Raw genomic sequence first — 23,586 nt, 5'->3', positions numbered from 1 at the left:
CCCGAGCGGAGCTGTGGAAGGCTGGCAGCGCATCGGCCGGAATATCGTATCCGGTCCGATGATCTGACCGCCTGTGATTGCATGGGCTTGCCCGAAAGCCGCAATCCGTTTTTCGGGCCGATGCTTTAGCCGACCACGCGCTCGACCCGGCTGATCACCCGTTTCTCGCGCAGCTCGCTGATGATGGCGCTGAGATGTTTCAGGTCCMAGACCGTGAGATCGATGGTGACATCGGTGAAGTCCGGCGTCGGCCGCACCATCGTCACCGCATCGATATTGCCGTCATGCTCGGCGATGGTGGTGGTGATCTGCGCCAGCGAGCCGGGTTCGTTGATCGAGTTGAGGGCGATGCGCGCCGGAAAGCGCTGGGGCGTCTTGTCGTCGAGATCCCAGCGCACGTCGAGCCAGCGATCGGGCTCGTTGTCGAAGGCCGCCAGCGAAGGCGACTGGATCGGATAGATCGTCACGCCTTCGCCAGGCGTCAGGATTCCGACGATGCGATCGCCCGGCACGGCGCCGCCATTCGGCGCGAAGCGCACCGGCAGATCGCCGCCGAGGCCACGGATCGGGATGGCATTGGCGCCCGGCGTCTCGCCGGGCAGCTTGAACTTGAGATTGTCGCCCTTGCGCAGCTCGAACCAGCCCTTGCCGTTGCTTTCGCCACGGGCTTCGGGCGTGGACCGCTTCTCCGGCTCGAGATCGGGATAGACCGCCTTGACGACGTCGCCCGAGAACATCTCGCCGCGCCCGACAGCGGCGAACACGTCGTCAACGGCGGTGCGGGCCAGCCGCTTGAGCGCCGCCTTGAGCTTTTCGTCKGTGAAGACACGCTCGGCGCGCATGAAGGCGCGTTCGAGGATCTGGCGGCCAAGGCCGGCATATTGCTTGCGCACGGCCGCGCGCGTCGCCCTTCGKATCGCGGCGCGCGCCTTGCCGGTTACGACGAGCGATTCCCAGGCCGCGGGGGGCACCTGCCCGTCGGCGCGGGTGATTTCGACCTCGTCGCCATTCTGCAGCTCGGTGAGCAGCGGCGCGATGCGGCCATTGATCTTGGCACCGACCGCGGTGTTGCCGACATCGGTATGGACCGCATAGGCGAAGTCGATCGGGGTCGCCCCGCGCGGCAGGGCGATCAGCCGGCCCTTGGGCGTGAAGCAGAAGACCTGGTCGTGGAAGAGCTCGAGCTTGGTGTGCTCCAGGAACTCTTCCGGATTGTCGCCCTCTGCGAGCAGGTCGACGGTGCGCCGCAGCCACTGATAGGCCCGGCTTTCATCGGCGGCACCGGAGAGCTCGGTGGTCCGTCCGTCCTTGTAATGGGCATGGGCCGCGATGCCGTATTCGGCGATGCGGTCCATCTTGTCGGTGCGAATCTGCAGTTCGACGCGGCTATGGCCCGGGCCGACCACCGTGGTGTGGATCGACCGATAGTCGTTCTGCTTCGGCGTCGAGATGTAGTCCTTGTAGCGCCCCGGAACCATCGGCCAGGTCGTGTGGACGATCCCGAGCACGCGGTAGCAATCCTCCAACTGGTCGACGATGACCCGGAAGCCGAAAATATCCGAAAGCTGCTCGAAGGAGACCGACTTGCGCTCCATCTTGCGCCAGATCGAGTAGGGGCGCTTGCGCCGTCCGGCGACCTCCGCCTGGATGCCGCGCGCGGCCAGCTTCTCCTTGAGATCGATCTCGATCGCGCTGATCACGGAGCCTTCGCGCTCGGTCACCTCTTCCAGGCGCTTGGTGATGGTGGAGTGGGCTTCCGGCTTGATATGGCGGAAGGCCAGTTCTTCCAGCTCCTCGCGCAGTTCCTGCATGCCCATCCGCCCGGCGAGCGGGGCATAGATCTCGGCCGTCTCCTCGGCGACGCGCAGCCGCTTCTCGGGCGGGACGAAATGCAGGGTGCGCATGTTGTGCAGCCGGTCGGCGAGCTTGACCAGGAGCACCCGGACATCTTCGGCGATGGCCAGCAGCAGCTTGCGGAAATTCTCGCCCTGGGCCGCCTTCTTCGAGACGAGGTCGAGTTTCTTGATCTTGGTCAAGCCGTCGACKAGCCGGCGGATATCCGGCCCGAACATGCTCTCGATCTCTTCGAGAGTGGCTGCCGTATCCTCGACGGTGTCGTGCAGGACGGCGGCGACGATCGTCGCATCGTCCAGCTTGAGATCGGTCAGGATCGCCGCGACTTCGAGGGGATGCGCGAAGAAGGGGTCGCCCGAGGCGCGCTTCTGTGTGCCATGCGCGCGCATGGCATAGACATACGCTCGGTTGAGCAGGTCTTCGTCGGTATTCGGATTATAGCTCCTGACCCGGTCAACGAGCTCGTATTGCCGCATCATGCCCATGCGGGCCCCTGTAACGCCTGCCAAGAATTGCAAAGGTTCAATATCGGCACGGCGTTCCGGCGGGGCAAGGCGATTCTATGCAGGGTAGGCATGAAAAAGCCCGGCAATGCCGGGCTTTAGCGTAGACTGGTGAACGCTTTGATCAGTCTTCGTCGTCGGCGCTCTCGGTCGGCGGCACGAGGCCGTCGAGGCCGCGCAGCAGATCTTCCTCGCYCATGCGATCGAACTGGACTTCCGAATCGGGCGTCGCTGCGCTGGACGGGCCGCTGGTCAGGAGCGGCACGGTCTCGGCCTCAGGCTCGTCGACCTCGACATGCTTCTGCAGCGAGTGGATCAGCTCTTCCTTCAAATCTTCGGGAGTGAGCTTCTCTTCGGCGATTTCGCGTAGCGCCACGACGGGGTTCTTGTCGTTGTCGCGGGGAACCAGAATCTGCGTGCCCGAAGCGATCATGCGGGCGCGGTGGCTGGCCAGCAGAACCAGCTCGAAGCGGTTCTCGACCTTGTCGATGCAGTCCTCAACGGTAACGCGAGCCATTGAACGGCTCCTTCTGATCTTGGCGATGCAGGGAAAGATTGATGTGAGCCGGCCATACAGGCAAAGCCGGGCGGATGCAAGATTTTGCTGCGCGCGCTTACCAGCTCTCGCCCTGCATCCGGCTGACCAGCTCGTCGAGCCTGGGCTCACGATGGGCCAGGCCGTCGAGGATCGATCCCCCCGCCATCGCCGGCAGCTCATGCGGCGCAAGCTCGGCAAAGCGCATGCGCATCGGCGTCGCCACGCCCTCGCCGAAGGCGATCGCCTCGCGATTGCCGATGGCCGAGAGGAAGCCGATCGTGCTCGCCGAGGCGTCGGCAATGGCCGAGCGGATGATCTGCTGGTCGCGGTCATTGGCGAGCCGCATCGCAAAGATGGTCGAGCATTGCGACAGGATCGTGGGATCGAGCTCGCCCGGGCGCTGGGTCACGACGCCGAGATAGGCGCCGTATTTGCGGCCTTCCTTGGCGATGCGGGCGATGGCTTGCCGGGTCGGCGTGAAGCCGAGCGACTGGTCCGCCGGCACATAGCGATGGGCTTCCTCGCAGAGCAGCAGCACCTCGTAGCCGCCATGGCTGAACATGGCGAGGTCGAAGGCGATGCGCGCCAGCACGGATGCGACGGCGTTGACGACATCGGCCGGCAGCCCGGCGAGCTGGAACACGCAGATCGGCCGGCCATGCTGCGGAATCCGGAAGATCTGGCCGATCACCTGGCCCATGCCTTCGACCATGTTCGCGCGTGCGAACATGAACTGGTAGCTCGGGTCGCCATAGAGGGCTTCGAGACGGACCTTCAGCGATCGCAGCGCGGCACGCGGATAACGGATCTCATGGAGCCCCATCAACTCGTCCAGGACGGCGAGCGCGTCGACCATCCTGTAGGGCAGGGGGGCGTCGCCGCTGGAGGCAGCGCCACCGGCCGCCGACCGCCGCGCCGTCGGATCGAGCGGCCGCTTCAGCAGCGAGGCGCCGAGGTCGCGGGCGAAGTCCTGAGCTGCGGGCTTGCGATAGCGGGTGCGGGCCGCGGCGATGACCTCGCGCAGGATGTCGATCTCGTCGAGATCGGGACGGCCGCGAAAGACGACATCGGCAAATTCTTCGAGGCGGAACATCCAGAAGGGCAGGTCGAGGCTCTGCGCATCGGTGACCACGGCCTTGTCGGGAAAGGCGTGGGCGTATTCGTTGTGCGGATCGAGGATCAGCACCCGCAGATGCGGCTTGGCGGCAATCGCCTTGCGCAGCAGCAGCGAGACGGCGCTGGACTTGCCGACGCCGGTCGTGCCGACCAGCGCGAAATGGCGCGACAGCAGATCGTCGATGCAGACCGTCGCCGGAATGGCGGCATCCTGCGTCAGGTGTCCGATGGCGACGCCGGCCCTGGCGCCGAGGTMATGCACCAGAGCAAGATCATGGGCCCGGATACGGTGCGCGATCGCGCCGACTGGCGGATAGGTKGTGATGCCGGTCTGGAAATAAGTGCGTCCGCCCTCGGCTTCCAGCACCTCGCCGAGCAGTTCCACTTCGATATGGACGGGATTGTCGGCCAGTTCGTCCCAGAATTCCCTGACGGCCTTGATCTCATAGACCATGCCGACGATCCGGCTGCGGCCGAGATTGATCGAGATCATCCGCCCGATCGTCCAGGCCTCGGGCGTTGCCGTGCCGGCGCGTGGGATGATGGTGCCGATCGTCGCACGCGCGCCATTGCATGACAGAACGCGGCCGATCGACCGGTCGGCCACCTGGCCGGCGGTGCGACGGTCCGGAATGATATCGTTTTCGAACTGGCCCTGATTGACGGAAATCTGCACGGCCCTGGGTCTCTCGATCTGATCTGGGTCAGGCATGAAAGGAGCGTGCGCGCTTAAGATTGGTTTCCAAGCCGCGGCAGCTTGGCGGCGCGGTTAGCAAATCGCGAAGAAGCCCGGGAAAGCTCTCGCGATATCCATCAGCGAACGTGGTCTTGCCGATCAATTTCCGTGCCTTGAGCCGGACCGGGCCAGGCGGTATGCACGCTGGCAACGGGCGAGGGGACTTGTGATGACAAATGGCCGGTTGCGACTGGGCGTGAACATCGATCACGTTGCTACGGTGCGCAATGCGCGTGGCGGAGCCCTGCCCGATCCGATCCGCGCCGCGCATCTTGCTGTCGAGGCCGGAGCCGACGGCATCACGGCGCATCTGCGCGAAGACCGGCGCCACATCCGCGATGCCGACATCGAGCGGCTGATGGCCGAACTCACCGTGCCCCTGAATTTCGAGATGGCAGCCACGGCGGAGATGATCGCGCTGGCTGAGCGCCTGAAGCCGCATGCGGCCTGCCTCGTGCCCGAGAAACGCGAGGAGCGCACGACCGAAGGCGGGCTCGATGTCGTCGGGCAGGAGCGTGCTTTGGCGMCAGCGATCGCGCAGCTCAACGAGGCGGGCTCCAGGGTGTCGCTCTTCATCGAGCCGGATGCTGCTCCGATCAGGATGGCGGCCAAGCTCGGCGCTCCGGTGGTCGAGCTGCATACCGGAACCTGGTGCCATGCCGTCATCGACGGCAAGCGGGACAAGGCCGATGCCGAGTTCCGCCGTCTTGCCGAAGGGGCTGCGCTTGCGGCCTCGCTTGGACTCGAAGTTCATGCCGGCCATGGGCTCGATTACGACACCGCGCGCGAATTGGCGGTCGTTCCCGATTTCGTCGAGTTCAATATTGGCCACTTCCTGGTCGGCGAGGCGCTCTTCATCGGCTTGGAGCAGGCGATCGTGCAGATGCGTGCAGCCATGGACGAAGGGCGCGCGGCCAAGTAGACCGGCTGCATGATCCTCGGCATCGGCTCCGACCTCTGCGATATCCGCCGCATCGAGCAATCGCTGGAGCGGTTCGGCGAGCGCTTCACCCATCGCATCTTTACCGAGGGCGAGCGGGCCAAGTCGGACCGCCGCGCCACCCGGGCGGCCTCCTATGCCCGCCGCTTCGCCGCCAAGGAGGCCTGCTCCAAGGCGCTTGGCACCGGTCTGAGTCGCGGCGTGTTCTGGCGCGATATGGAGGTGGTGAACCTGCCCGGCGGCCAGCCGACGATGCGGTTGACCGGCGGCGCCGCCGAGCGCCTCGCAGCGATGCTGCCGCCAGGGCATGAAGCCTTCGTCCATGTCTCGCTGACCGATGATCCGCCAATGGCGCAGGCTTTCGTCGTGATCGAGGCGCGACCGCTTCTTCCCTGACAGGGAGTACGGGCATGTCTGGTGGTGTCGGCGACGCGGAACGCGAGGAGCGTGCCCGCGCGAGCTTCAGAGGGCAGGTTGAGGCCTGTCGCAGGCTTGGATCCCCCTTCACGGCCCTGTTCTGCGAGGTGATGGCGGAGCGGCTCGATCAAACCAGTGGTTTTGGCCGGCGCGCGCTTGGCTGGCCGGGCGACCCCGTTGCCGATGCGCTGCCCTTGCGGGCAGCCGGTGCCTTCAACGCCTTGGCGCGCTCCGGAACGATGCCGTCACTGCAGGCGCTCTACCCGCCGGCTGTTGCCCGCGCGGACGCATTGTGGAGCGGCCTTGCCGCAGCCATCGACGCCCATGATGCGGATCTTGCCGCCTATCTCGACAGCGCCCCGCAGACCAATGAGGTGAAGCGCTGCGCCGTGCTGCTCGGGGGCGCCTTGATCGTTGCCCGCGATACCGGCTTGCCGCTTGATCTGATCGAGATCGGCGCGAGCGCCGGGCTCAATCTCGGTTTCGAGCGTTATCGCTACGCATTTGGTGCCGCCAGTTGGGGGCGCGACGATGCGCCGGCCACGATTCGCAGCGAATGGCGCGGCAGGCTGCCTCCGCTCGATGCCGCGCTTCGCGTGGCGGCGCGGCGTGCCTGCGACCTCAATCCGCTCGACCCATCGCAACCGGCCGATCGCGCCCGCGTCCTCTCCTATATCTGGCCGGATCAGGCCGACCGCCTGCACACGACCGAAGCAGCCTTCGATGCGGCGTCTGCTGCCTCGTGGCGCGTTGAGCGAGCCGATGCTGCCGCCTGGGTCGAGGCGCGGCTGGCCGAGGCGGCCGCGCCGGGCAGCGCCCGCATGCTGATGCACACGATCATGTGGCAATATCTGCCCGAGCCGACCAAGCAGCGCATCGTTGCGGCCATGGCTGCGGCGGGCGCTGCCGCGACCGCCGAGCGCCCGCTGGCCTGGCTGCGCATGGAGCCGGACGGCAAGCCTGGCCATGCCGCGGTCGCCCTGACGCAATGGCCGGGGGCAGTGGAGCGTGAACTCGGGCGCGCCGATTATCACGGCCGCTGGGTCGAGTGGCACTGAGGCGGGTTAGGGCATCGGCCCGAAAAGTGGATTGCGGTTTTCGGGACAAAGCCGATGCAAACACAAAGGGTTAGATCATCGGACCGGACGCGGTTTCCTGTCCGATGATCTAGGCCGATAACGCAAAACGGGCCGGAGCTGCGCGCACCCGACCCGTTCGAACCACAGGAAACGAGGCGCCGGACCGAGCCGGCGCCATCTTGACGGCTATTCGGCCGTGTCGGACTTCAGCCAGCGATAGAGCACGCCACCAAGAGCGCCGCCGATCAGCGGAGCGACCCAGAACAGCCAGAGCTGCTGCAGCGCCCAGCCGCCGACGAACAGGGCAGGGCCGGTGCTGCGCGCCGGATTGACCGAAGTATTCGTCACGGGAATGCTGACCAGGTGGATGAGAGCGAGGCCGAGGCCGATGGCGAGCGGTGCGAAGCCTGCCGGCGCCTTGCCATGGGTCGCGCCCATGATGATGAAGATGAACATCATCGTCATGACGACTTCCATCAGGAAGCCTGAGAACAGGCTGTACTGGCCCGGCGAATGTTCGCCATAGCCGTTCGAGGCAAAGCCCTTGGCGAGATCGAAGCCAGGCGCGCCCTTGGCGATCATGTAGAGAATGAAGGCGCCGGCGATCGCACCGATCACCTGYGCGACGATATAGGGGAGGACCTGTCCGGTGGGGAAACGCCCGCCGGCCGCGAGCCCGACGGTGACCGCCGGATTGAGATGGCAACCCGAAATATGGCCGATGGCATAGGCCATGGTGACGACCGTCAGGCCGAACGCAAGTGAGACGCCGAGCAGCCCGATACCGACCTGCGGGAAGCCTGCGGCGATGACCGCACTGCCGCAGCCGGCGAAGGTTAGCCAGAATGTGCCGATGGCTTCAGCCGCATATTTCTTCGAGCTCATACTGATTCCCCCAGAGGTTGTGACCAGCTATCAGTGAACCTGGGCTCGGAATGCGTCAATTACGCTACTGCGGGGCCGCCCTTCACCTGCGGCAGGGGTCGATCTTCGCCGGCTGCTGCTTGGCCTGGGGCAATGTCGGGGCGGCGCGATTGCGTCGCCTCAATTGCGGCAGGTCCGGACCTGCGGGCAGCCGGGTAAATTCGCGATGACAGAACCAATGTTGCGTTGCGATGCCGGGCGGCCCTGTTCGCGCCATCTTGTGCGAGGATATCGCGTTGTCCCCGGCCGTACATTCCGCTATGCCGCGCCTCGGAACTGATGAAGGAGCGCCCCGGGTGGCCAACGACGCCGAAATCAAGAGCAAGACGGCCAAGGACGAGGGCGGCATCCTTGAGACGATCAAGGTCGTCGTCCAGGCGCTTCTCATCGCGCTTGTCATCCGCACGCTGTTGTTCCAGCCCTTCAACATTCCGTCGGGCTCGCTGATCCCGACATTGCTGATCGGCGACTATCTCTTCGTCTCCAAATACACCTACGGCTATTCCAAGCACTCGATCCCGTTCAGCCCGCCGCTGTTCAAGGGCCGGGTCTGGGCTGCCGAGCCGAAGCGTGGCGACATCGCCGTCTTCAAGCTGCCGAGCGACAATTCCACCGATTACATCAAGCGCGTCATCGGCCTGCCGGGCGACCGCATCCAGATGATCGACGGCATCCTCCACATCAACAACCAGCCGGTGAAGCGCGAGCGCATCGCCGACTTCGAAACCACCGACAACTGGGGCCGCAGCACCAAGGTCATCCAGTATCGCGAGACGCTGCCCGAGGGCGTCAGCCACAACATCATCGAGCGCGAGGGCGACACCGGCACCTTCGACAACACGCCGGTCTTCCGCGTGCCCGAAGGCCATTTCTTCATGATGGGCGACAACCGCGACAACTCGCTGGATTCGCGCGACCGGAGCGTCGGCTACGTGCCTTTCGAGAACTTCGTCGGCCGCGCCGAGATCATCTTCTTCTCCATCGACGACGGCGCCTCCGCCTGGCGTGTCTGGGAATGGCCCTGGACCGTGCGCTGGAACCGCCTGTTCAGTACGATCAAGTGACGAAGCCGCAAGTGACGAAGCCGGGGGACAGCGGGCGTAAGACGCCCGACCTCGCTCGGCTCGAGGCGAAGCTTGGCCATGTCTTCGCCAATCGCGCCCTGCTTGAAACCGCCCTGACCCATATGAGCGCCGAGAGCTCGCGGCTCGGCAGCTATCAGCGGCTCGAGTTCCTGGGCGATCGCGTCCTGGGATTGAGCGTCGCCGACATGCTCTTCGAGCGCTATCCGCAGGCCGAGGAGGGCGACATGTCGCGCCGCCTGGCCGATCTCGTGCGCAAGGAGACCTGCGCCGAAGTCGCGCTGGGCTGGGATCTCGGCAGCTACCTGAAGCTCGGCGACGGCGAGATCCTGGGCGGCGCCCGCAAGAACAAGGCGATCCTGGCCGATGCCTGCGAGTCGATCATCGGTGCGGTCTTCATCGATGGCGGTTATGCTGCAGCAAGAGGACTGGTCGAGCGCGCTTTTGGCGAGCGCCTGCTGAAGCCGGTGCGCCCGTTGCGCGATGCGAAGACCGCCTTGCAGGAATGGGCGCAGGGCAAGGGCTACCAGACGCCGACCTATACCGAGCGCKGCCGCTYGGGCCCGGACCATGCCCCGCTCTTCCGGGTTGCGGCCCGGATCGCGGGATTGATCGACGCCGAAGCCGAAGGGCGCTCCAAGCGCCTCGCCGAACAAGCTGCTGCCGAGGCGTTCCTGCGCCGCGAGGGGCTCTGGAACGAAACCATGGGAGATGACAATGGCTGAGGCCGACAAGCCCACACGCTGCGGCTTCGTTGCGCTGATCGGCGCGCCCAATGCCGGCAAGTCGACGCTGCTGAACAAGCTCGTCGGCGCCAAGATCTCGATCGTCTCGCGCAAGGTGCAGACGACGCGGACCCAGGTGCGCGGCATCGCGCTCGCCGGCGCGGCGCAGGTCATCTTCGTCGACACGCCCGGCATCTTCGCACCCAAGCGCCGGCTCGACCGCGCCATGGTGACGAGCGCCTGGGGCGGCGCGACCGATGCCGACCTGATCGGCGTGCTGATCGATGTCGAGCGCTTCGACAATGAGGAGAACACGAGGCTGCTCGAAAAGCTCGCCGAGCTGAAGCAGCCCAAGTTCCTGGTCCTCAACAAGATCGACACGATCGAGAAGGAGAAGCTGCTCGCCATCACGACGCAGCTGAACGAGCGAGGCAAGTTCGAGACCACCTTCATGGTCGCGGCGCTGACCGGCTATGGCGTCAAGGACATTCTCGACTGGCTCGAGACGCGCCTGCCGCTCGGCCCCTGGCTCTACCCGGAGGACCAGATCTCGGATGCGCCGCTGCGCTTCCTCGCCGCCGAGATCACGCGCGAGAAGATCTTCGAGCGCCTGCACGACGAATTGCCCTATCGCTCGACCGTCGAGACCGAACAATGGCAGCAGCGGCCCGATGGCTCGGTGCGCATCGAGCAGACGATCTATGTCGAGCGCGAGGGCCAGCGGAAGATCGTGCTTGGCGAGGGCGGCCAGACCATCAAGGCGATTGGGCAGAAGGCCCGCCTCGAGATCGCCGAGGCGGCCGAGGCCAAGGTCCATCTCTTCCTCTTCGTCAAGGTTCGCGAGAACTGGAGCGACGATCCGGAGCGCTATCGCGAGATGGGCCTGGAATTCCCCAAGGGCTGAGCCGACAAGGGCTGAGCCGGCCCGCGAAACGCCGCCGCCAGCTCCCTGACGAAGGCGTTGGCGCGCGGCGTCGCGACATTGCTGCGCAGCACGACCTCGGATGAGCCGAGCGCCGGCAGGCCCCAGTCCGCGCCGACATCGACGGCGCCGGCAGGCGCGATGCGTGCGGCGAGCGGCGTGACGCCGAGCCCGCCCTGCACGGCGGCCAGCACCGCGGCCATGCCTCCGCCGACAAAAGCCTCCCGCCAGCTGAGCCCGCCCTGGCCCAGCGCCTCGATGGCGTGACGCCTGAGCGCGCATTCCGTCATCAGGCTGACGAGCGGCAGCGGCTGCGATGGATCGCGCGTCAGCGTTGGCGCGGCGAACCAGCCAAAGGCGTCGCGGCGCAGCACCTCGCCCGTTCGCCCCTGTCCGATCCGCAGCATCACGGCGACATCGAGCTCGCCGCGTTCGAAGGCCGTCTCGAGCAGGCTCGAGCGTTCGATCCGCAGGCTGATCACCAGCGTCGGGTCATGGCCGAACAGACGCGCCAGCAAGGCCGGCGCATCGGCGCCGACCGCCTGCTCGCTGATCCCGACTGAGATGCGCTCCGGTGACTCGGTGAAGGCCGCACGCGCCCGTTCATGCGCGGCGAGCAGCTCGCGTGCCGCCGGTACGAAACGCTCGCCTTCGGCGGTGAGCCTGACGAGACGCGGGTGGCGCTGGAGCAGAGCCCGGCCGAGAACCTCCTCGAGCCGCTTGACCCGGGTGCTGACCAGCGACTGGGTCGTGCCCAGCGCCTCTGCGGCCCGCGTGAAGCTGCGCAGATCGGCCGCACAGAGAAAGGCGGCGACCGCATCGATATCGAGGGTGGCGACGATCATAAATCAAGAATCCATATGATTGATATCTACAATAATACACTACAACGATGGCTTGGAGAGCGCTAGCTTGCCCTGGACAGCGAGGCGAACGCCCTCGCGCGAACCGGAGATCCACCATGCCCCTGATCCGCATTTCCATGAGGCGCGGCCGTCCCGCCTCCGAGCCTGCCGCCATCGTCGACGGCGTCTATCGGGCGATGCGCGAGACCTTCGAGGTGCCGGAGGACGATCTGTTCGCGGTGATCCACCAGCACGATCCCGACGAGTTCATCTTCAACGCCCGCTATTTCGGCTTCGAGCGCACGGCCGGTCTCRTCATCATCCAGATCACCTGCAACAACAGCCGCGGCGTCACCCAGAAGAAGGCGCTGTTTGCCAAGATCGCCGAGAACCTGCGCCGGGAGCCCGGACTGAGGCCCGACGACGTCTTCATCAACCTGATCGAGACCGCGCGCGAGAACTGGTCCTTCGGCGGCGGCATCGCGCAGTATGTCTGAGGTTGGCTGCCTGCCAGTCCGGACCGGCGCCGCTGACGCGCGCTGTCGGGAGGGGAGGCCTGCGGAAATTGACCCGGCCGGGTGCGCCGCCTAACTCCTTGTCATGGAGTGGAGCGACGACGGCACCATCATCGGCGTCCGGCAGCACGGCGAGAATGCCGTGATCCTGGAGGTGCTGACGCGTCTGCATGGCCGCCATCTCGGGCTCGTGCGCGGAGGGCGCTCGGCCCGGGCGCAGCCGGTGCTGCAGCCCGGCAATGCGGTCTCGCTGACCTGGCGGGCTCGGCTCGACGAGCATCTCGGCGAATACAAGGTCGAGCTCATCACCTCGCATGCGGCGCGGCTGATGGCGGCGCCCGTCGCCCTCTATGGGCTGGGGGTGATCTCGGCCCTGCTGCGGCTGCTGCCGGAGCGTGATCCGCATCCGGCCCTGCATGAGGGGCTGGCGGTGCTGATCGAACATCTCGACGAGCTGACCCTGGCGCCGGCCCTTGTCGTGCGGTTCGAGGTCGCCATGCTGGCCGAACTCGGCTTCGGGCTGGATCTGACGCGCTGCGCCGTCACCGGCTCGCCCGATGACCTCACCCATGTCTCGCCGAAATCGGGCAAGGCGGTCAGCCGCAAGGTGGCCGAGCCCTATCAGGATCGTCTGCTGGCGCTGCCGCGCTTCCTCAGCGAAGGGCAGGGTGGGCGGCAACCCTCGGCCGCCGATATCGCGGCGGGCTTCGCCCTGACCGGCTTCTTCCTGCGCCGCCATCTGCTTGAGCCGCGCGGATTGCTCGAGTCGCCGGAGCGCGCGCGGCTGCTGGAGCTGGTCGCACGAATTCACTGATTTCTGGCGCGTTTGCGGGTATGACGCTTTGCGCGGCTTGCATCGGGCCGGCATCGTCATAGGAAGTGATTCGCGGCCGGCGTTTCCCGGCGGCTGCAACGTAGATCGAGGTTGAGTGACACATGGGAAAGCCGGTCGAGCCGCCACCGGAGGACGAGACCGAGCGCATCGATCTGAAATCGGCGCTCGAAGAGCGCTATCTCGCCTATGCGCTGTCCACCATCATGCACCGTGCCCTGCCGGATGCGCGTGACGGCCTGAAGCCCGTCCACCGCCGTATCCTGCATGCGATGCGGCTGCTGCGCCTCGACCCCGGCCAGGTGCACAAGAAATGCGCCCGCATCGTMGGCGACGTCATCGGTAAGTTCCACCCGCATGGCGACCAGTCGGTCTATGACGCGCTGGTGCGCCTCGCCCAGGATTTCGCCCAGCGTTACCCGCTCGTCGACGGCCAGGGCAACTTTGGCAATATCGACGGCGATAACGCCGCCGCCTACCGCTATACCGAAGCGCGCATGACCGAGGTCGCGCGCCTCCTGCTMGACGGGATCGAGGAGGACGCGGTCGATTTCCGCGAGACCTATAATGGCGAGGACGAGGAGCCGATCGTCCTGCCGGCGGCGTTCCCCAACCTGCTGGCCAATGGCTCGCAGGGCATCGCGGTCGGCATGGCGACCTCGATCCCGCCCCATAACGCCGCCGAACTCTGCGATGCCGCGCTCTATCTGATCCAGCATCCGGAGACCTCCTCCGAGCAGCTCATGACCTTCGTGCCGGGGCCGGATTTCCCGACCGGCGGCATCATCGTCGAGACCCGGGCCTCGATGGCCGAAACCTATCGCACCGGGCGCGGCGCCTTCCGCACCCGGGCGCGCTGGCATGTCGAGGACCAGGGCCGTGGCACCTGGCTCGCTGTCGTCACCGAGATTCCCTACATGGTCTCGAAGGGTCGGCTGATCGAGAAGATCGCCGAGCTGCTGAACGACCGGAAGCTGCCGCTCGTCGGGGATCTGCGCGACGAGTCGGCCGAGGACATCCGCGTCGTCATCGAGCCGCGCAGCCGCGCCGTCGACGCCAATCTGATGATGGAATCGCTGTTCAAGCTCACTGAGCTCGAATCGCGCATTTCGATGAACATGAACGTGCTGACCGGCGGGCTGGTGCCGCGGGTGCTCGGCCTCAACGAGGCCCTGCGCGCCTGGCTCGACCATCGCCGCGAGGTGCTGCTGCGCCGCTCGCGCTTCCGCCTCGGCCAGATCGAGAAGCGGCTCGAGATCCTGCGCGGCCTGCTGATCGTCTATCTCGACCTCGACCGTGTCATCAAGATCATCCGCGAGGAGGACGAGCCGAAGATCGAGCTGATGCGCTATTTCGAGCTCAGCGAGGTCCAGGCCAATGCGATCCTCGACACGCGCCTGCGCGCCCTGCGCAAGCTCGAGGAGATGCAGCTCAAGACCGAACTCGACGAGTTGACCACCGAGAAGGGCCAGATCGAGGGGCTGCTCGCCTCCGAGGCGACGCAGTGGAAGACCATCTCCTGGGACATCCGCGAGGTGAAGAAGCTCTTCGGCCCGGAAACCGCGATCGGCAAGCGCCGCACCGACTTCGCCGATATGCCGGAGACGACCGATATCGACCTGACCCAGGCCATGGTCGAGCGCGAGCCRATCACGGTCGTCGTCTCCAAGAAGGGCTGGATCAGGGCGTTGAAGGGCCATGTCCAGGACCTCTCGACGCTGTCCTTCAAGGGCGATGACGCGCTGCAGCTCGGCTTCCACACCGAGACCACGGCGAAGCTCCTGGTGCTGGCCTCGAACGGCAAGGTCTTCACGCTGGAGGCTTCCAAGCTGCCCGGCGGCCGCGGTTTCGGCGATCCCATCCGCCTGATGATCGAGCTGGAGGAGACGGCCGACATCGTCTCCGCCTTCCCCTACCGGCCGGGGCTGAAGCTCCTGATGGTGACGACGGATGGGCGCGGCTTCGTCGCCCCCAGCGATGATGTCGTGGCCAATACCCGCAAGGGCCGCCAGGTGCTCAACGTCACCGAACCGGTCAAGGCGCTGCTCGCCGTTCCGGCCGAGGGCGACCATGTCGCGATCATCGGCGAGAACCGCAAGCTGCTCTGCTTCCCGCTCTCCGAGGTCGCGGAGATGGGGCGTGGCAAGGGCGTGCGCCTGCAGCGCTACAAGGATGGCGGCGTCTCCGATGCCAAGACCTTCAAGCTGGCCGAGGGCCTGACCTGGCTCGACACCTCGAACCGGACCTGGACGGTCGGGGCGGCCGAACTGATCGAGTGGCTCGGCCACCGTGCGGAATCGGGCCGCCTGCCGCCCAAGGGCTTTCCGAAGAACAACAAGTTCGGCGGCTGAAGCTGTGCCTTGCCCGGGCTTGATGCCCGGGCATCTGCCCGTTTGGCTGCGGCGGCAAATGCAGACGAGGCCATGCAAAGGCGAGCGTTCGCCTGCGCTCTTGTCCGTGTTTCACGGCTGTAAAAAGTAACGTTTTATCAACCTGTTGACCAGGCGCCTTGAATCAACGCGGCAGGGCGTTGAATCAGTTTCTCAGGTCTGTGAATCAATCTCTCAGCCAGGCGGGCAGTCCCGGCCAGGGCGCCGGGAGGAGGGACCTATCTGATCGCCTGGCCGACCACGCCGACCTCGAGGCCGAGCGTMAGGTTGTTGGTCACCGCCCATTCGACTCCGGCACGGGCCTCCGGCCTGACCGCGATCTCGCTGCGGTTGAACGGCGAACTGAAGGGCGTCGCGCCATAGCGCCAGGTCTCGTTGCCGGCAGCGAGCCCGACCTTGGTGTAGAGCAGCACGTTCTCGGTTGCGAACACGCCGGCCTTGAGCTGGAAGGCGCCGACGACATCGCGCGTCCAAGCCGCCGTGTTGAAGCTCGGCGTGCCGTAGCCGCCGATCGCAGGGGCGTATTCGAGTGCGCCGATGACGCCGTAGAGGAAGTCGCCATCGCGCCACATCTTGCCGCCTTCGAGCCCGATCGTCGGGCCGGCCGACGTGCCCAGTCCCTTGGCGCTGGTCACCTGGAAGCCCGTGGAGATGCGGGCATAGGAGCCTTCCCACTTGACACCGCCGGGCGCCAGCGTCGGCTCCGACCAGGCGAAGGACGGCACGGCGGCAAAGCCCGTGAAGGGCAGATAGGCCTGCGCCTGCGAGGTCCCAGCGCTGAGCGCAAGCGCGCAGAGCGCGCCGGAAAGGATCGGTAGTCTCACGTCGAAGGCATCCTCTCGGCAAACCCCTATGCGTAAGCCTAGCAGAAGGTCGCGTGAATGTCGCGGATTTGTGGCGGAAGCGGCCCCCAGGCCGCCCGCCCCTGGATCGGCGGGCCGGATATCGTATCCCAACCGATGATCCAGCCTTCTATCTTTGCATCGGCTTTACCCCGAAAACCGCAATCCACTTTTCGGGCCGATGCTTCAGCCGATCTTCGTCTTCAGCTTGAGGAAACGCAGCGTCCGCTCGGCGGTGGCGATGTCGAGGCCGGCATAGTTCTTCAGGTCGCCCTCGGCATCGCGCGCGCCGAAGAGCAGCCGCCGCGAGCGCAGTTCCAGAACGGATTTGAAGGCCGCAATGCCGAGATTCAGCGAGCGGCAGGTCACGGCGATGCCGCTGACATCGCGCTGCAGCAGGACGCGAAGCGCCTGCTCGTTGGTGATGCCCGAGGCCTGCGCGATCACCTCGGCAAGGTGATAGGCCCGGTCCTCCTCGGCCAGCATGCTCACGATCTCGTCGAGCTCGCGCTTGCCTGCGCCGAGATCGGCGAGCAGGAGCTTCACCTCCAGCCGCTGCTGGCGTGCACGGCGGGCAAGCGTCGCGGCCTCGTCGGCGGGCTTGGACCACAGCCCGGAGCCGCCGCTGAGCCCCTCGACGATCTCCAGGACGCGGCTGGCCCGGTTCGGTGTCAGGTCGGAACGCCTGGCCAGCGCGCCACCGATCTCAGCATCCTTGCCGCCGCGTTCCAGCAGCGTGTCAAAACCCTTGTCGGAGAAATGCGCGCCTTCATTGGCGCTGACCGTGTGCAGCACAGTGCGGTCGCCGCGCTGGACGAGAATGTCGGTAACGCTTTCCGAGAGGCGGGCGCGTTCGGCAATCGCCGCGAGATGGTGCTGCGACTGGCTCACCGCGATTGCAGCGAGGTCGGTGTCGGTCAGCACCGGGGAGAGCTTCAGCACGAGGCGTGCGACCTCGGAATCGGCGTCGCCGGCAAGCGTGACCGCCACCTCATGCGGCAGGCTCGGCACCGCCGCGACATGGCCGGCATAGGCCTTGCGGGCCTCGTCCTCGAGATGCGGCAGCGAGCGCAGTGCGATCTCGCCGTAATGCGCCTTGGAGGGCTCGGTCGGATCCTGGTCGAGCAGAAAAAGGTCCGTGACGGCATTGAGCAGCTGCCGGCGTGCCTCCGAGGACATCTCGGAGGGCATCCGTGTCAAAGAACTCAGCATTGGCCCCCCAGATACGCGTCAGGCAAGTATCCGCAACCTGCGCCGGTTCGGTTTGATTTAGTCTTAAATCCGTCGCGGATTTTCGCGGGAAGCGAGGATTTTCTTCTGCGTGTTCAACGGGCCGGCACGCCGCGAATGCATGCCGGCCCGCGATGCCGCTATCGCGCGGTCCTCGGCCAGAGGCAGCGGTCGACCACCAGCATGACGATCAGCGATGCGCCGACGAGCGGAAAGACCAGCCCGCCGACCGCCAGGATGGCAAAGACACCGTAGAGCGTCCGGCGCTCGGGCGGGAGGGGCGGCACGCCGAGCGACCCGGCCGGACGTCGCTTCCACCACATCACCCCGGCCGAGACCGAAAGCAGGATGATCGCGAGGCAGACGGCCAGCATGAAGAGCTGGTTCGCCAGGCCGAATTCCTGACCCATATGGACGTTGATGCCCCATTCCAGCCATTTCCCGAGCGGGCCGTAATCCGCGAAGGACATGTCGAGCAGGGGCGCGCCGCTATACTGGTCGAGATGGATGACGCGCTGCTGCGACAGGTCGTTTGGGTAGACAGAACCGGTGAAGACGCCGTTGAGACCGGCCGGCAGGTTGATGGCGTAGCCGCGCGCCAGGCCGAGCGCGTCGAACCTCGCCACGGCCGTGTCGAGGCTGATCGGCGCTGCCGCCGTCGCGATCGATTCCGGCACGCGCGCCTGTTCCAGCGACCATGAGGTCGGCCCGGCATGGTGCAGATGCTCGTCCGACATGGGCAGGTTGACGCGGATGCCGGCCGGATAGCCGAAATTATGCCCGTTCGCCCAGCGATTGACCTGGTCGCCCCAGAGCACGGACCAGGGCATGCCGGTGATCGCCAGGAAGACGATGAAGACGCCGGCGAAGGCGCCGGTGACGGCATGCAGGTCGCGCCAGAAGACGCGCTTGCCGGCATCGCCACGCAGCGAGACCACGCCGCCCTTGCGCCCGCGCGGCCACCATAGATAGAGCCCGGTCCCGACCAGCAGGATCGACCAGCCGCCGGCGATCTCGATCACGCCATTCGCGACGGGCCCGAAATAGGCGAGGCTGTGGATCTGCCGCACGACCCACATCACCGTGCCCTTGTCGGGGATCTCTCCAAGCACACGCCCGTCATAGGGGTCGACATGCACGACCTTGCGCGCACCAGTGGCATCCCGGACGGTGACTTCCGCGGCCGATGACGCTGTTGCCGCGGGCACGAATTTCACGGCCTTGCCGGGAAAGGCTGCAAGCGCGTTGGCGACCAGTGTTGTCGCAGGGGCCGGGGCGGTCGATCGGGTCTCCACCCGCTTGAGATCGCGATGAACCAGCCCGTCGATCTCGGTCCGGAAGAGATAGAGCCCGCCGGTGACCGCGAGCAGGATGAGGAAGGGCAGCGTCAACAGCCCGGCATAGAAATGCCAGCGCCAGACGGCGCGGTAGAGGGAGGCGGCGCGTGTATCCGCGCGCGCAGGCGCTGCCTGCGTCGATGAAACGATGGTCATGAGAGTGTCCTGTCCTGAAGGGGAAGTCTGGTTTCAGGCCAGGGCAGGCGGGGCGCGCGCTCCAAGCGGGTAGAGGCTGCGGCCGCTCGCGACGCGCGGTGCGGGCGGACAGGTGAAGCCTCTCGCGACACTGATGCTGCGGCGGAGCGGCAGCGCCGCGGCAGCGACAGGAGGGGCGCCGCTGCTACCTGCAAGGCAACCGAGCGCGCAGCAGGTCTTGGATTGCTCCGGGCTCGCCGGTTCCGTCGGTTCGGACGATCCGCCGGGAGCACAAAGGACATGTCGCGGAAAGGGCGAGGGAGCGGCCGAGAACCCCGCGCCGATCGACATCAGGACCGCGTTGAGGATCAGCGCATAGGCGCAGAGCACGGCAACGATGCCGCGCCCCCATCTCGCCCCTGTCGCCGTCGCGCCCATGCCTGCAGCGCTACGGCGCGGCAGGCCGGCGGTCAATAACCCAAGGGAATGAAGCGCCTGCGCCCCGTGGTCACGCCGCCGGCAGGCAGGCGGGGCCGAGCGGTTCGAAGCGTTTGGCGGAGCAATGCGCGCCTTCATGGGCGCTGTTCGTGTGCAGCACCGTGCGGTCGCCGCGCTGGACGAGAATGTCGGTGACGCTTTCCGAGAGACGGGCGTGCTCGGCAATCGCCGCGAGATGATGATGCGACGGGCTCACCGCGATCGCAGCGAGGTCGGTATCGGTCAGCCCCGGGGGAGCTTCAATCCGAGGCCCGCGACCTCGGAATCGGCATCGCCGGCAAGCGTGACCGCGACCTCATGCAGCAGGCTCGGCACTGCGGCGGCATGGCCGGCATAGGCCTTGCGCGCCCCGTCCTCGAGATGCGGCAGCGAACGCAGCGCGATCTCGCCTAATGCGCCTTCAAGGGCTCAAGTCTTAGGTCCGTCGCGGATTTTTCCGGATAACGAAGAATTTTCTTCGGTGCGACCGACGGTGCGGCATGCTGCGGATGCATGCCGGCCCGGGACCCCGCTATCCAGCGGCCGTTGGCCAGAGACAGCTGTCGACGATCAGTATGCGCGCTGGCTCGCTCAATGGTTCAGTCGGGAAGCGCTTGCCTACCGATCAATGTCATCCAGKATGCCRGCGCAATYCCTRCCGGAGAGGGCAAATGTACAAACACATTCTGATCGCYACAGACGACTCCGAACTYGCYCGCAAGGGTCTYGAACATGGCTTGGCGCTCGCCAAACCGCTCGGGGCKAAAGTCACGTGCTGACCGTTTCRGARCCYCTGCGSCCGGAGATSKCGCRYGCAGCCCGCCWGCAGATTGATGCKTTMATGAAGGARCGCATTACCTCCATTGAGCAACGCGCGTCCGAACACGGCGTCTCGGTAGATCTGGAACAGGAGATCGATGTTTCCCCAGCCGCGGCAATCGTTCGATTTGCCAAGCTCAAGGGCTGTGATCTCATCGTGATGTCCTCTCACGGCCGGCGTGGCGTACAGAAGGTCGTGCTCGGGAGCCAAACTTCAGCGGTGTTGGCAAGTACGACTATTCCTGTACTGGTGATCCGGTAGTGGATCCTCCCTGCCATAGCTCCGATCCGCAGTGCCTCCTCTGCGTCTCTGATCCCGCGAGCCAGCAGCGTTGAGCTCGCTGTTTCAGTAGGCGGGTACAACGTGCTCAGAGGCGTTGTCACGTTAACTTCGGCGGGGCGGTAAGCGGTGTAGAGCGCGGGCATGAGTCCGCCCTGCAGCTACAAGCGCCATCGGTTTCCACCAGCGATCATTGTCCGTGCGGTGTGGCTGTATTTTTGCTTTCCCCTGAGTCTTCGCCTGGCGGAAGAGATGTCGTTGGAGCGTGGCATTGTCGTCTCCTATGAGACGGTGCGGCGCTGGGCGTTATACTCGCGATCGAGGCGCAGTCGCGACGTGAGTGGCAGTCAATGGGTGAGATCGTTTTCACAGCGAATGGTAATTTCATCGTCATAAGGAACGGCGATGGATCCTTGGCGGTGAAAGGCTTGTATCGAGGTGCCCCAATTAAGTCGGCGATACCCATCGGCCTCGAACGATGCATCATTCTGATAGAGCCCGATTCCAGCAAGGCGAATCTCTTCGAGAACTTGCTCTGTATAGGTAAAACCGGCCGAGCGTTGTGGCGGGCAGCTTTACCGAGCATGCCTGATACGTTTGTCGAGACCAGCCTAAGTGAGGCCGGAATTCTGGCGCTCAGCCTGAGCGGCTATTGCCTGGTGATTGATCCCGCGACGGGCGGCGAGATCCGAAGAGACTTCGTGAAGTAAGCGGTGAGGAGCCCGAAGTTAGGCCGGGAGCTCATGCACGGTGACCTCGGAACACGTCCGGTGGGCGATATCAATCAAGTGACGGTGATGGGTCGCGACGATGACCTGGCCGGTACCCGCCATGGCGAAGAAGCCCATAAGCCTGAAGAATCGTCGCGAAGCTGCGCCAGGTCGATGTGCTGGTCTCGCAGGGCCAGTCCGTCGCCGACGCGATCCGTTCGATCGGCGTGACGGAGGTGAGTTACTATCGCTCGCGCCGTGAATTCGGCGGCCTGAAGAGGGATCAGGTGAAGCGGATGGACGAACTCGAGGCGGAGAGCGCCCGGCTGCGCCGCGCCGTCGCCGACCTGACGTTCGACAAACGCGCTCGATACCGGGGAGCAAGCTCTATAAGTGCCAACATCACGCCTTCAAGCGTGAGGTACAAGGTCTTCGCCCATTGCGTATCGGGCAGCACGGGAACACTGCAGACGCTGCGCGGGACATAGGCGAGGATCAGGTCGTGGGTGGCGTCAACAGCCGGATCCCAGTCCGCAGGTTATCGCATTTCTGATGGATGCGATTTTCCGGGCCGAAACTCGCGGGCGGCAGATGCGCCCCTTCTGGTTGCCACACAAGGGGGATCGGCTCGGGCAGCGTGAGCCAGAGCAAAGTTGATCACGTTCCCGGCGCTTAAGTGATCTCCGTCGAGGTTTCGAGGACAAATCTGTAAAATGAGAGCGGCAAGTCACCGTCATATTTGGCGTTCACCTCGGCCGCGCCCGAGCGTTCTCGGCTGGTGGAAGTCGCTCATATGTATCCGGCCTACTCTTCGGCTTGCGGGCCGTCGGCGAATACAACACTCTTAAACTCGGCTTGGTGCCGGTCCCGGGCCGGCCGACTCTCATCGGTGGACACATAGTGCGCGTGGTCACGATTTCGCACTGTGCGACTGCTTCACCCTGCAGACATCTGCAACTGCGAGCACTAAATGGTAGAGTACGCGTACCGGGATCGGCTCGGCCACCCTCCAGCCTTGGCGATCGATCTGATTGCTCCACAGTCCGGTATCCGCGTCGACGAAGCGTTCGAACATCAGGCGCAAATGGCCGTTGAGCCGATTTGTCGCGTCGTTGTCATCCTCGAATTCGAGCCGTGCCGCCAGCGCCTTGAGATACTCAGTCTGCGGCCAGAGCAGGGCCCCGCCGTTGAGCACCGCGCCTTTTTGATCGACCTCGTTGATCACCGGCTTGCCGGCGGCTTCAGCGCCGAACATCTCACCGAAGGCGAAGAGTTGCCGTGCGCTCATCCGGGCAGTGCCCGAACCGGTCAGGCGCTCGTGGTGATAGAGCAGCCAGGTCCATTCGAAATGATGACCGGGCTCGCGAATCCGACMCTGCTCGCCGGCAAAGGGCTTCCACTCGTCGTCGAAGAACTCGCCGAGCGTTCCGTCCGCGGCGAAGCGCCCTTGCATCAGGCACACGATCCTCTCGGCGCGCTCAAGCCAGCGCTTTTCGCCGGACGATTGCGCCATGGCGTGGCAGGCTTCGAGCAGGTGCATATGCGGGTTTTGGCGGCGCGGCAGGGTTCCGAGCGTATCCTCGCGAAAGCCGCCGGAAGGTGAGACTAGGGCTGTCTCGATAAAACGCATCACCGCTTCCCCTTGGTCGAGCGGTTCGGATTCTCCGATTGCACGAGCGCACCAGGCGAGCGCGAAGATGACGAAGGCGAGATCGTACAAATCGGATTTGCCGTCAATGATCTCACCTTGGGTCGTGCAGGCATGTATGAACCGGCCATCGCTGTCCCGGCAGGCACTAAGCAGGAAGGACAGGCCATGGCGCGCCGCTTCGAGCGCCCCGGGTACGCCGAGAAGATGGGCATGGCTGAAGACGTATAGCGTTCGCGCCGTAACCAGCGTCGTGCGCCGCTCACTTTCAATGATGCTTCCATTAGGCTGAACCCATTCGGCATAGCCTCGGCGCTCCGGATCATAGGCCCGCGCGAGCCAAGCCGGCAGTAGGCTCCCAGTAAGCCAGGCCGAAAGCTCTTCTGCCGATACCCCGACCATATGTTTGCCCCACCTTTAAATCAGATTGTCTGCCAACCGGTATGGTGTAACGTTCTACCAGCGCCTTTGATGGCCTTAGCGACGCAACACAGCGGGAGCAAGCGATCAGAGACTTCCCTATTCGCAGCTCCGTTGTCGCGCCAGTTCAAGACAGGCCAATCCGACATCATCGACCTGATGCGGCCCACCGCTTCAGCAGGTATTGTTGCCAGAAGTGAGGGCTTAAGCCCCGGTCCAAGGAGTCTAATCTTCGTGCCCGGTCTCGTGGTGCGGGAACCTACACTCGAG

21 protein-coding genes and 3 pseudogenes are annotated in these 23,586 nt (G+C 65.3%); 13 read left to right on the top strand and 11 right to left on the bottom strand.

Annotated elements, in window-relative coordinates; genetic code table 11:
• Positions 1 to 125: 125 nt before the first annotated feature.
• The 3 genes from AC1DJT_RS01695 to AC1DJT_RS01685 all read right to left on the bottom strand — a co-directional run bounded on the left by AC1DJT_RS01695 (position 126) and on the right by AC1DJT_RS01685 (position 4,723).
• Positions 126 to 2,333: a RelA/SpoT family protein gene (locus AC1DJT_RS01695; RefSeq protein ID WP_476833409.1), complete on the bottom strand. Its 2,208-nt coding sequence runs from the start codon at positions 2,331 to 2,333 to the stop codon at positions 126 to 128.
• Between the two features lie 148 nt (positions 2,334 to 2,481).
• Positions 2,482 to 2,874, bottom strand: coding sequence for a DNA-directed RNA polymerase subunit omega (gene rpoZ, locus AC1DJT_RS01690; RefSeq protein WP_476833403.1), 393 nt, complete (start codon positions 2,872 to 2,874; stop codon positions 2,482 to 2,484).
• Positions 2,875 to 2,971: 97 nt separating this feature from the next.
• The gene (locus tag AC1DJT_RS01685) at positions 2,972 to 4,723 is read right to left on the bottom strand and encodes an ATP-binding protein (RefSeq protein WP_476833402.1); all 1,752 of its coding nucleotides are present in this window, start codon (positions 4,721 to 4,723) and stop codon (positions 2,972 to 2,974) included.
• A gap of 193 nt (positions 4,724 to 4,916) precedes the next feature.
• Between AC1DJT_RS01685 and AC1DJT_RS01680 the strand changes: the two genes are divergently transcribed.
• The 3 genes from AC1DJT_RS01680 to AC1DJT_RS01670 are packed head-to-tail and all read left to right on the top strand — an operon-like array spanning position 4,917 to position 7,162.
• Positions 4,917 to 5,669 (top strand): pyridoxine 5'-phosphate synthase, encoded by a 753-nt coding sequence (locus AC1DJT_RS01680; RefSeq protein ID WP_476833401.1) that lies wholly within the window; start codon positions 4,917 to 4,919, stop codon positions 5,667 to 5,669.
• A 9-nt stretch (positions 5,670 to 5,678) separates the two neighbouring features.
• Positions 5,679 to 6,083: a holo-ACP synthase gene (acpS, locus tag AC1DJT_RS01675; RefSeq protein ID WP_113518170.1), complete on the top strand. Its 405-nt coding sequence runs from the start codon at positions 5,679 to 5,681 to the stop codon at positions 6,081 to 6,083.
• A gap of 14 nt (positions 6,084 to 6,097) precedes the next feature.
• Positions 6,098 to 7,162 (top strand): DUF2332 domain-containing protein, encoded by a 1,065-nt coding sequence (locus AC1DJT_RS01670; protein ID WP_441504769.1) that lies wholly within the window; start codon positions 6,098 to 6,100, stop codon positions 7,160 to 7,162.
• 207 nt (positions 7,163 to 7,369) lie between these two features.
• On the opposite strand, the gene aqpZ is transcribed toward AC1DJT_RS01670, so the two are convergent.
• Positions 7,370 to 8,068, bottom strand: coding sequence for an aquaporin Z (aqpZ, locus tag AC1DJT_RS01665; protein WP_441488723.1), 699 nt, complete (start codon positions 8,066 to 8,068; stop codon positions 7,370 to 7,372).
• Positions 8,069 to 8,403: 335 nt separating this feature from the next.
• Between aqpZ and lepB the strand changes: the two genes are divergently transcribed.
• The 3 genes from lepB to era are packed head-to-tail and all read left to right on the top strand — an operon-like array spanning position 8,404 to position 10,818.
• Entirely contained in the window at positions 8,404 to 9,171 is a 768-nt protein-coding gene (gene lepB, locus AC1DJT_RS01660; protein ID WP_441504768.1) for a signal peptidase I, read from the top strand.
• A gap of 11 nt (positions 9,172 to 9,182) precedes the next feature.
• Positions 9,183 to 9,914: a ribonuclease III gene (gene rnc, locus AC1DJT_RS01655; RefSeq protein WP_476833400.1), complete on the top strand. Its 732-nt coding sequence runs from the start codon at positions 9,183 to 9,185 to the stop codon at positions 9,912 to 9,914.
• Entirely contained in the window at positions 9,907 to 10,818 is a 912-nt protein-coding gene (era, locus tag AC1DJT_RS01650; protein ID WP_441504767.1) for a GTPase Era, read from the top strand. The genes rnc and era overlap by 8 nt, the downstream gene beginning before the upstream one ends.
• Here era and AC1DJT_RS01645 read toward each other — a convergent pair.
• On the bottom strand, positions 10,782 to 11,681 hold the full coding sequence (locus AC1DJT_RS01645) for a LysR family transcriptional regulator (RefSeq protein WP_441504766.1): 900 nt from the start codon (positions 11,679 to 11,681) through the stop codon (positions 10,782 to 10,784). The two genes, era and AC1DJT_RS01645, sit on opposite strands and share 37 nt — an antisense overlap.
• 116 nt (positions 11,682 to 11,797) lie before the next feature.
• Here AC1DJT_RS01645 and AC1DJT_RS01640 point away from each other — a divergent pair, with 116 nt between their 5' ends.
• The 3 genes from AC1DJT_RS01640 to parC all read left to right on the top strand — a co-directional run bounded on the left by AC1DJT_RS01640 (position 11,798) and on the right by parC (position 15,379).
• Positions 11,798 to 12,178 carry a tautomerase family protein gene (locus tag AC1DJT_RS01640; RefSeq protein WP_476833399.1) on the top strand — a complete coding sequence of 127 codons (381 nt, stop codon included), beginning with the start codon at positions 11,798 to 11,800 and terminating at the stop codon, positions 12,176 to 12,178.
• A 103-nt stretch (positions 12,179 to 12,281) separates the two neighbouring features.
• Entirely contained in the window at positions 12,282 to 13,010 is a 729-nt protein-coding gene (recO, locus tag AC1DJT_RS01635) for a DNA repair protein RecO (protein WP_441488718.1), read from the top strand.
• A gap of 122 nt (positions 13,011 to 13,132) precedes the next feature.
• A complete protein-coding gene (gene parC, locus AC1DJT_RS01630; RefSeq protein WP_441504764.1) occupies positions 13,133 to 15,379 on the top strand; it encodes a DNA topoisomerase IV subunit A in 2,247 nt (748 codons plus the stop codon).
• A gap of 257 nt (positions 15,380 to 15,636) precedes the next feature.
• Here the strand turns inward: parC and AC1DJT_RS01625 are convergent, their stop codons facing one another.
• The 5 genes from AC1DJT_RS01625 to AC1DJT_RS01605 all read right to left on the bottom strand — a co-directional run bounded on the left by AC1DJT_RS01625 (position 15,637) and on the right by AC1DJT_RS01605 (position 19,704).
• A complete protein-coding gene (locus tag AC1DJT_RS01625; RefSeq protein ID WP_441504763.1) occupies positions 15,637 to 16,242 on the bottom strand; it encodes an outer membrane protein in 606 nt (201 codons plus the stop codon).
• A 204-nt stretch (positions 16,243 to 16,446) separates the two neighbouring features.
• Complete coding sequence (locus AC1DJT_RS01620; protein WP_441488715.1) at positions 16,447 to 17,439, bottom strand: DUF2336 domain-containing protein; 993 nt, start codon at positions 17,437 to 17,439, stop codon at positions 16,447 to 16,449.
• 191 nt (positions 17,440 to 17,630) lie between these two features.
• On the bottom strand, positions 17,631 to 18,983 hold the full coding sequence (locus AC1DJT_RS01615; protein ID WP_441504762.1) for a PepSY-associated TM helix domain-containing protein: 1,353 nt from the start codon (positions 18,981 to 18,983) through the stop codon (positions 17,631 to 17,633).
• A gap of 33 nt (positions 18,984 to 19,016) precedes the next feature.
• The gene (locus AC1DJT_RS01610) at positions 19,017 to 19,400 is read right to left on the bottom strand and encodes a hypothetical protein (protein WP_441504761.1); all 384 of its coding nucleotides are present in this window, start codon (positions 19,398 to 19,400) and stop codon (positions 19,017 to 19,019) included.
• 70 nt (positions 19,401 to 19,470) lie between these two features.
• A complete protein-coding gene (locus AC1DJT_RS01605) occupies positions 19,471 to 19,704 on the bottom strand; it encodes a DUF2336 domain-containing protein (protein WP_441504858.1) in 234 nt (77 codons plus the stop codon).
• A 406-nt stretch (positions 19,705 to 20,110) separates the two neighbouring features.
• Here AC1DJT_RS01605 and AC1DJT_RS01600 point away from each other — a divergent pair.
• The 4 genes and pseudogenes from AC1DJT_RS01600 to AC1DJT_RS01585 form a co-directional block, all read left to right on the top strand.
• Positions 20,111 to 20,520 (top strand): annotated as a pseudogene (locus AC1DJT_RS01600) (universal stress protein).
• A gap of 162 nt (positions 20,521 to 20,682) precedes the next feature.
• Positions 20,683 to 20,841: pseudogene (locus tag AC1DJT_RS01595) on the top strand (IS6 family transposase); the annotation flags it as partial.
• Between the two features lie 47 nt (positions 20,842 to 20,888).
• A complete protein-coding gene (locus AC1DJT_RS01590) occupies positions 20,889 to 21,248 on the top strand; it encodes a DUF7957 family protein (protein ID WP_441492603.1) in 360 nt (119 codons plus the stop codon).
• An 87-nt stretch (positions 21,249 to 21,335) separates the two neighbouring features.
• Positions 21,336 to 21,610, top strand: a pseudogene (locus AC1DJT_RS01585) (transposase); the annotation flags it as partial.
• Positions 21,611 to 22,158: 548 nt separating this feature from the next.
• Here the strand turns inward: AC1DJT_RS01585 and AC1DJT_RS01580 are convergent.
• A complete protein-coding gene (locus AC1DJT_RS01580) occupies positions 22,159 to 23,298 on the bottom strand; it encodes an AGE family epimerase/isomerase (protein WP_476833398.1) in 1,140 nt (379 codons plus the stop codon).
• Between the last annotated feature and the right edge of the window lie 288 nt (positions 23,299 to 23,586).

Source organism: Allobosea sp. 05T422_2 (genome assembly GCF_056396265.1).
Note: the sequence above shows the minus strand (reverse complement) of the source record. Positions and strands in the feature narration are given on the sequence as shown.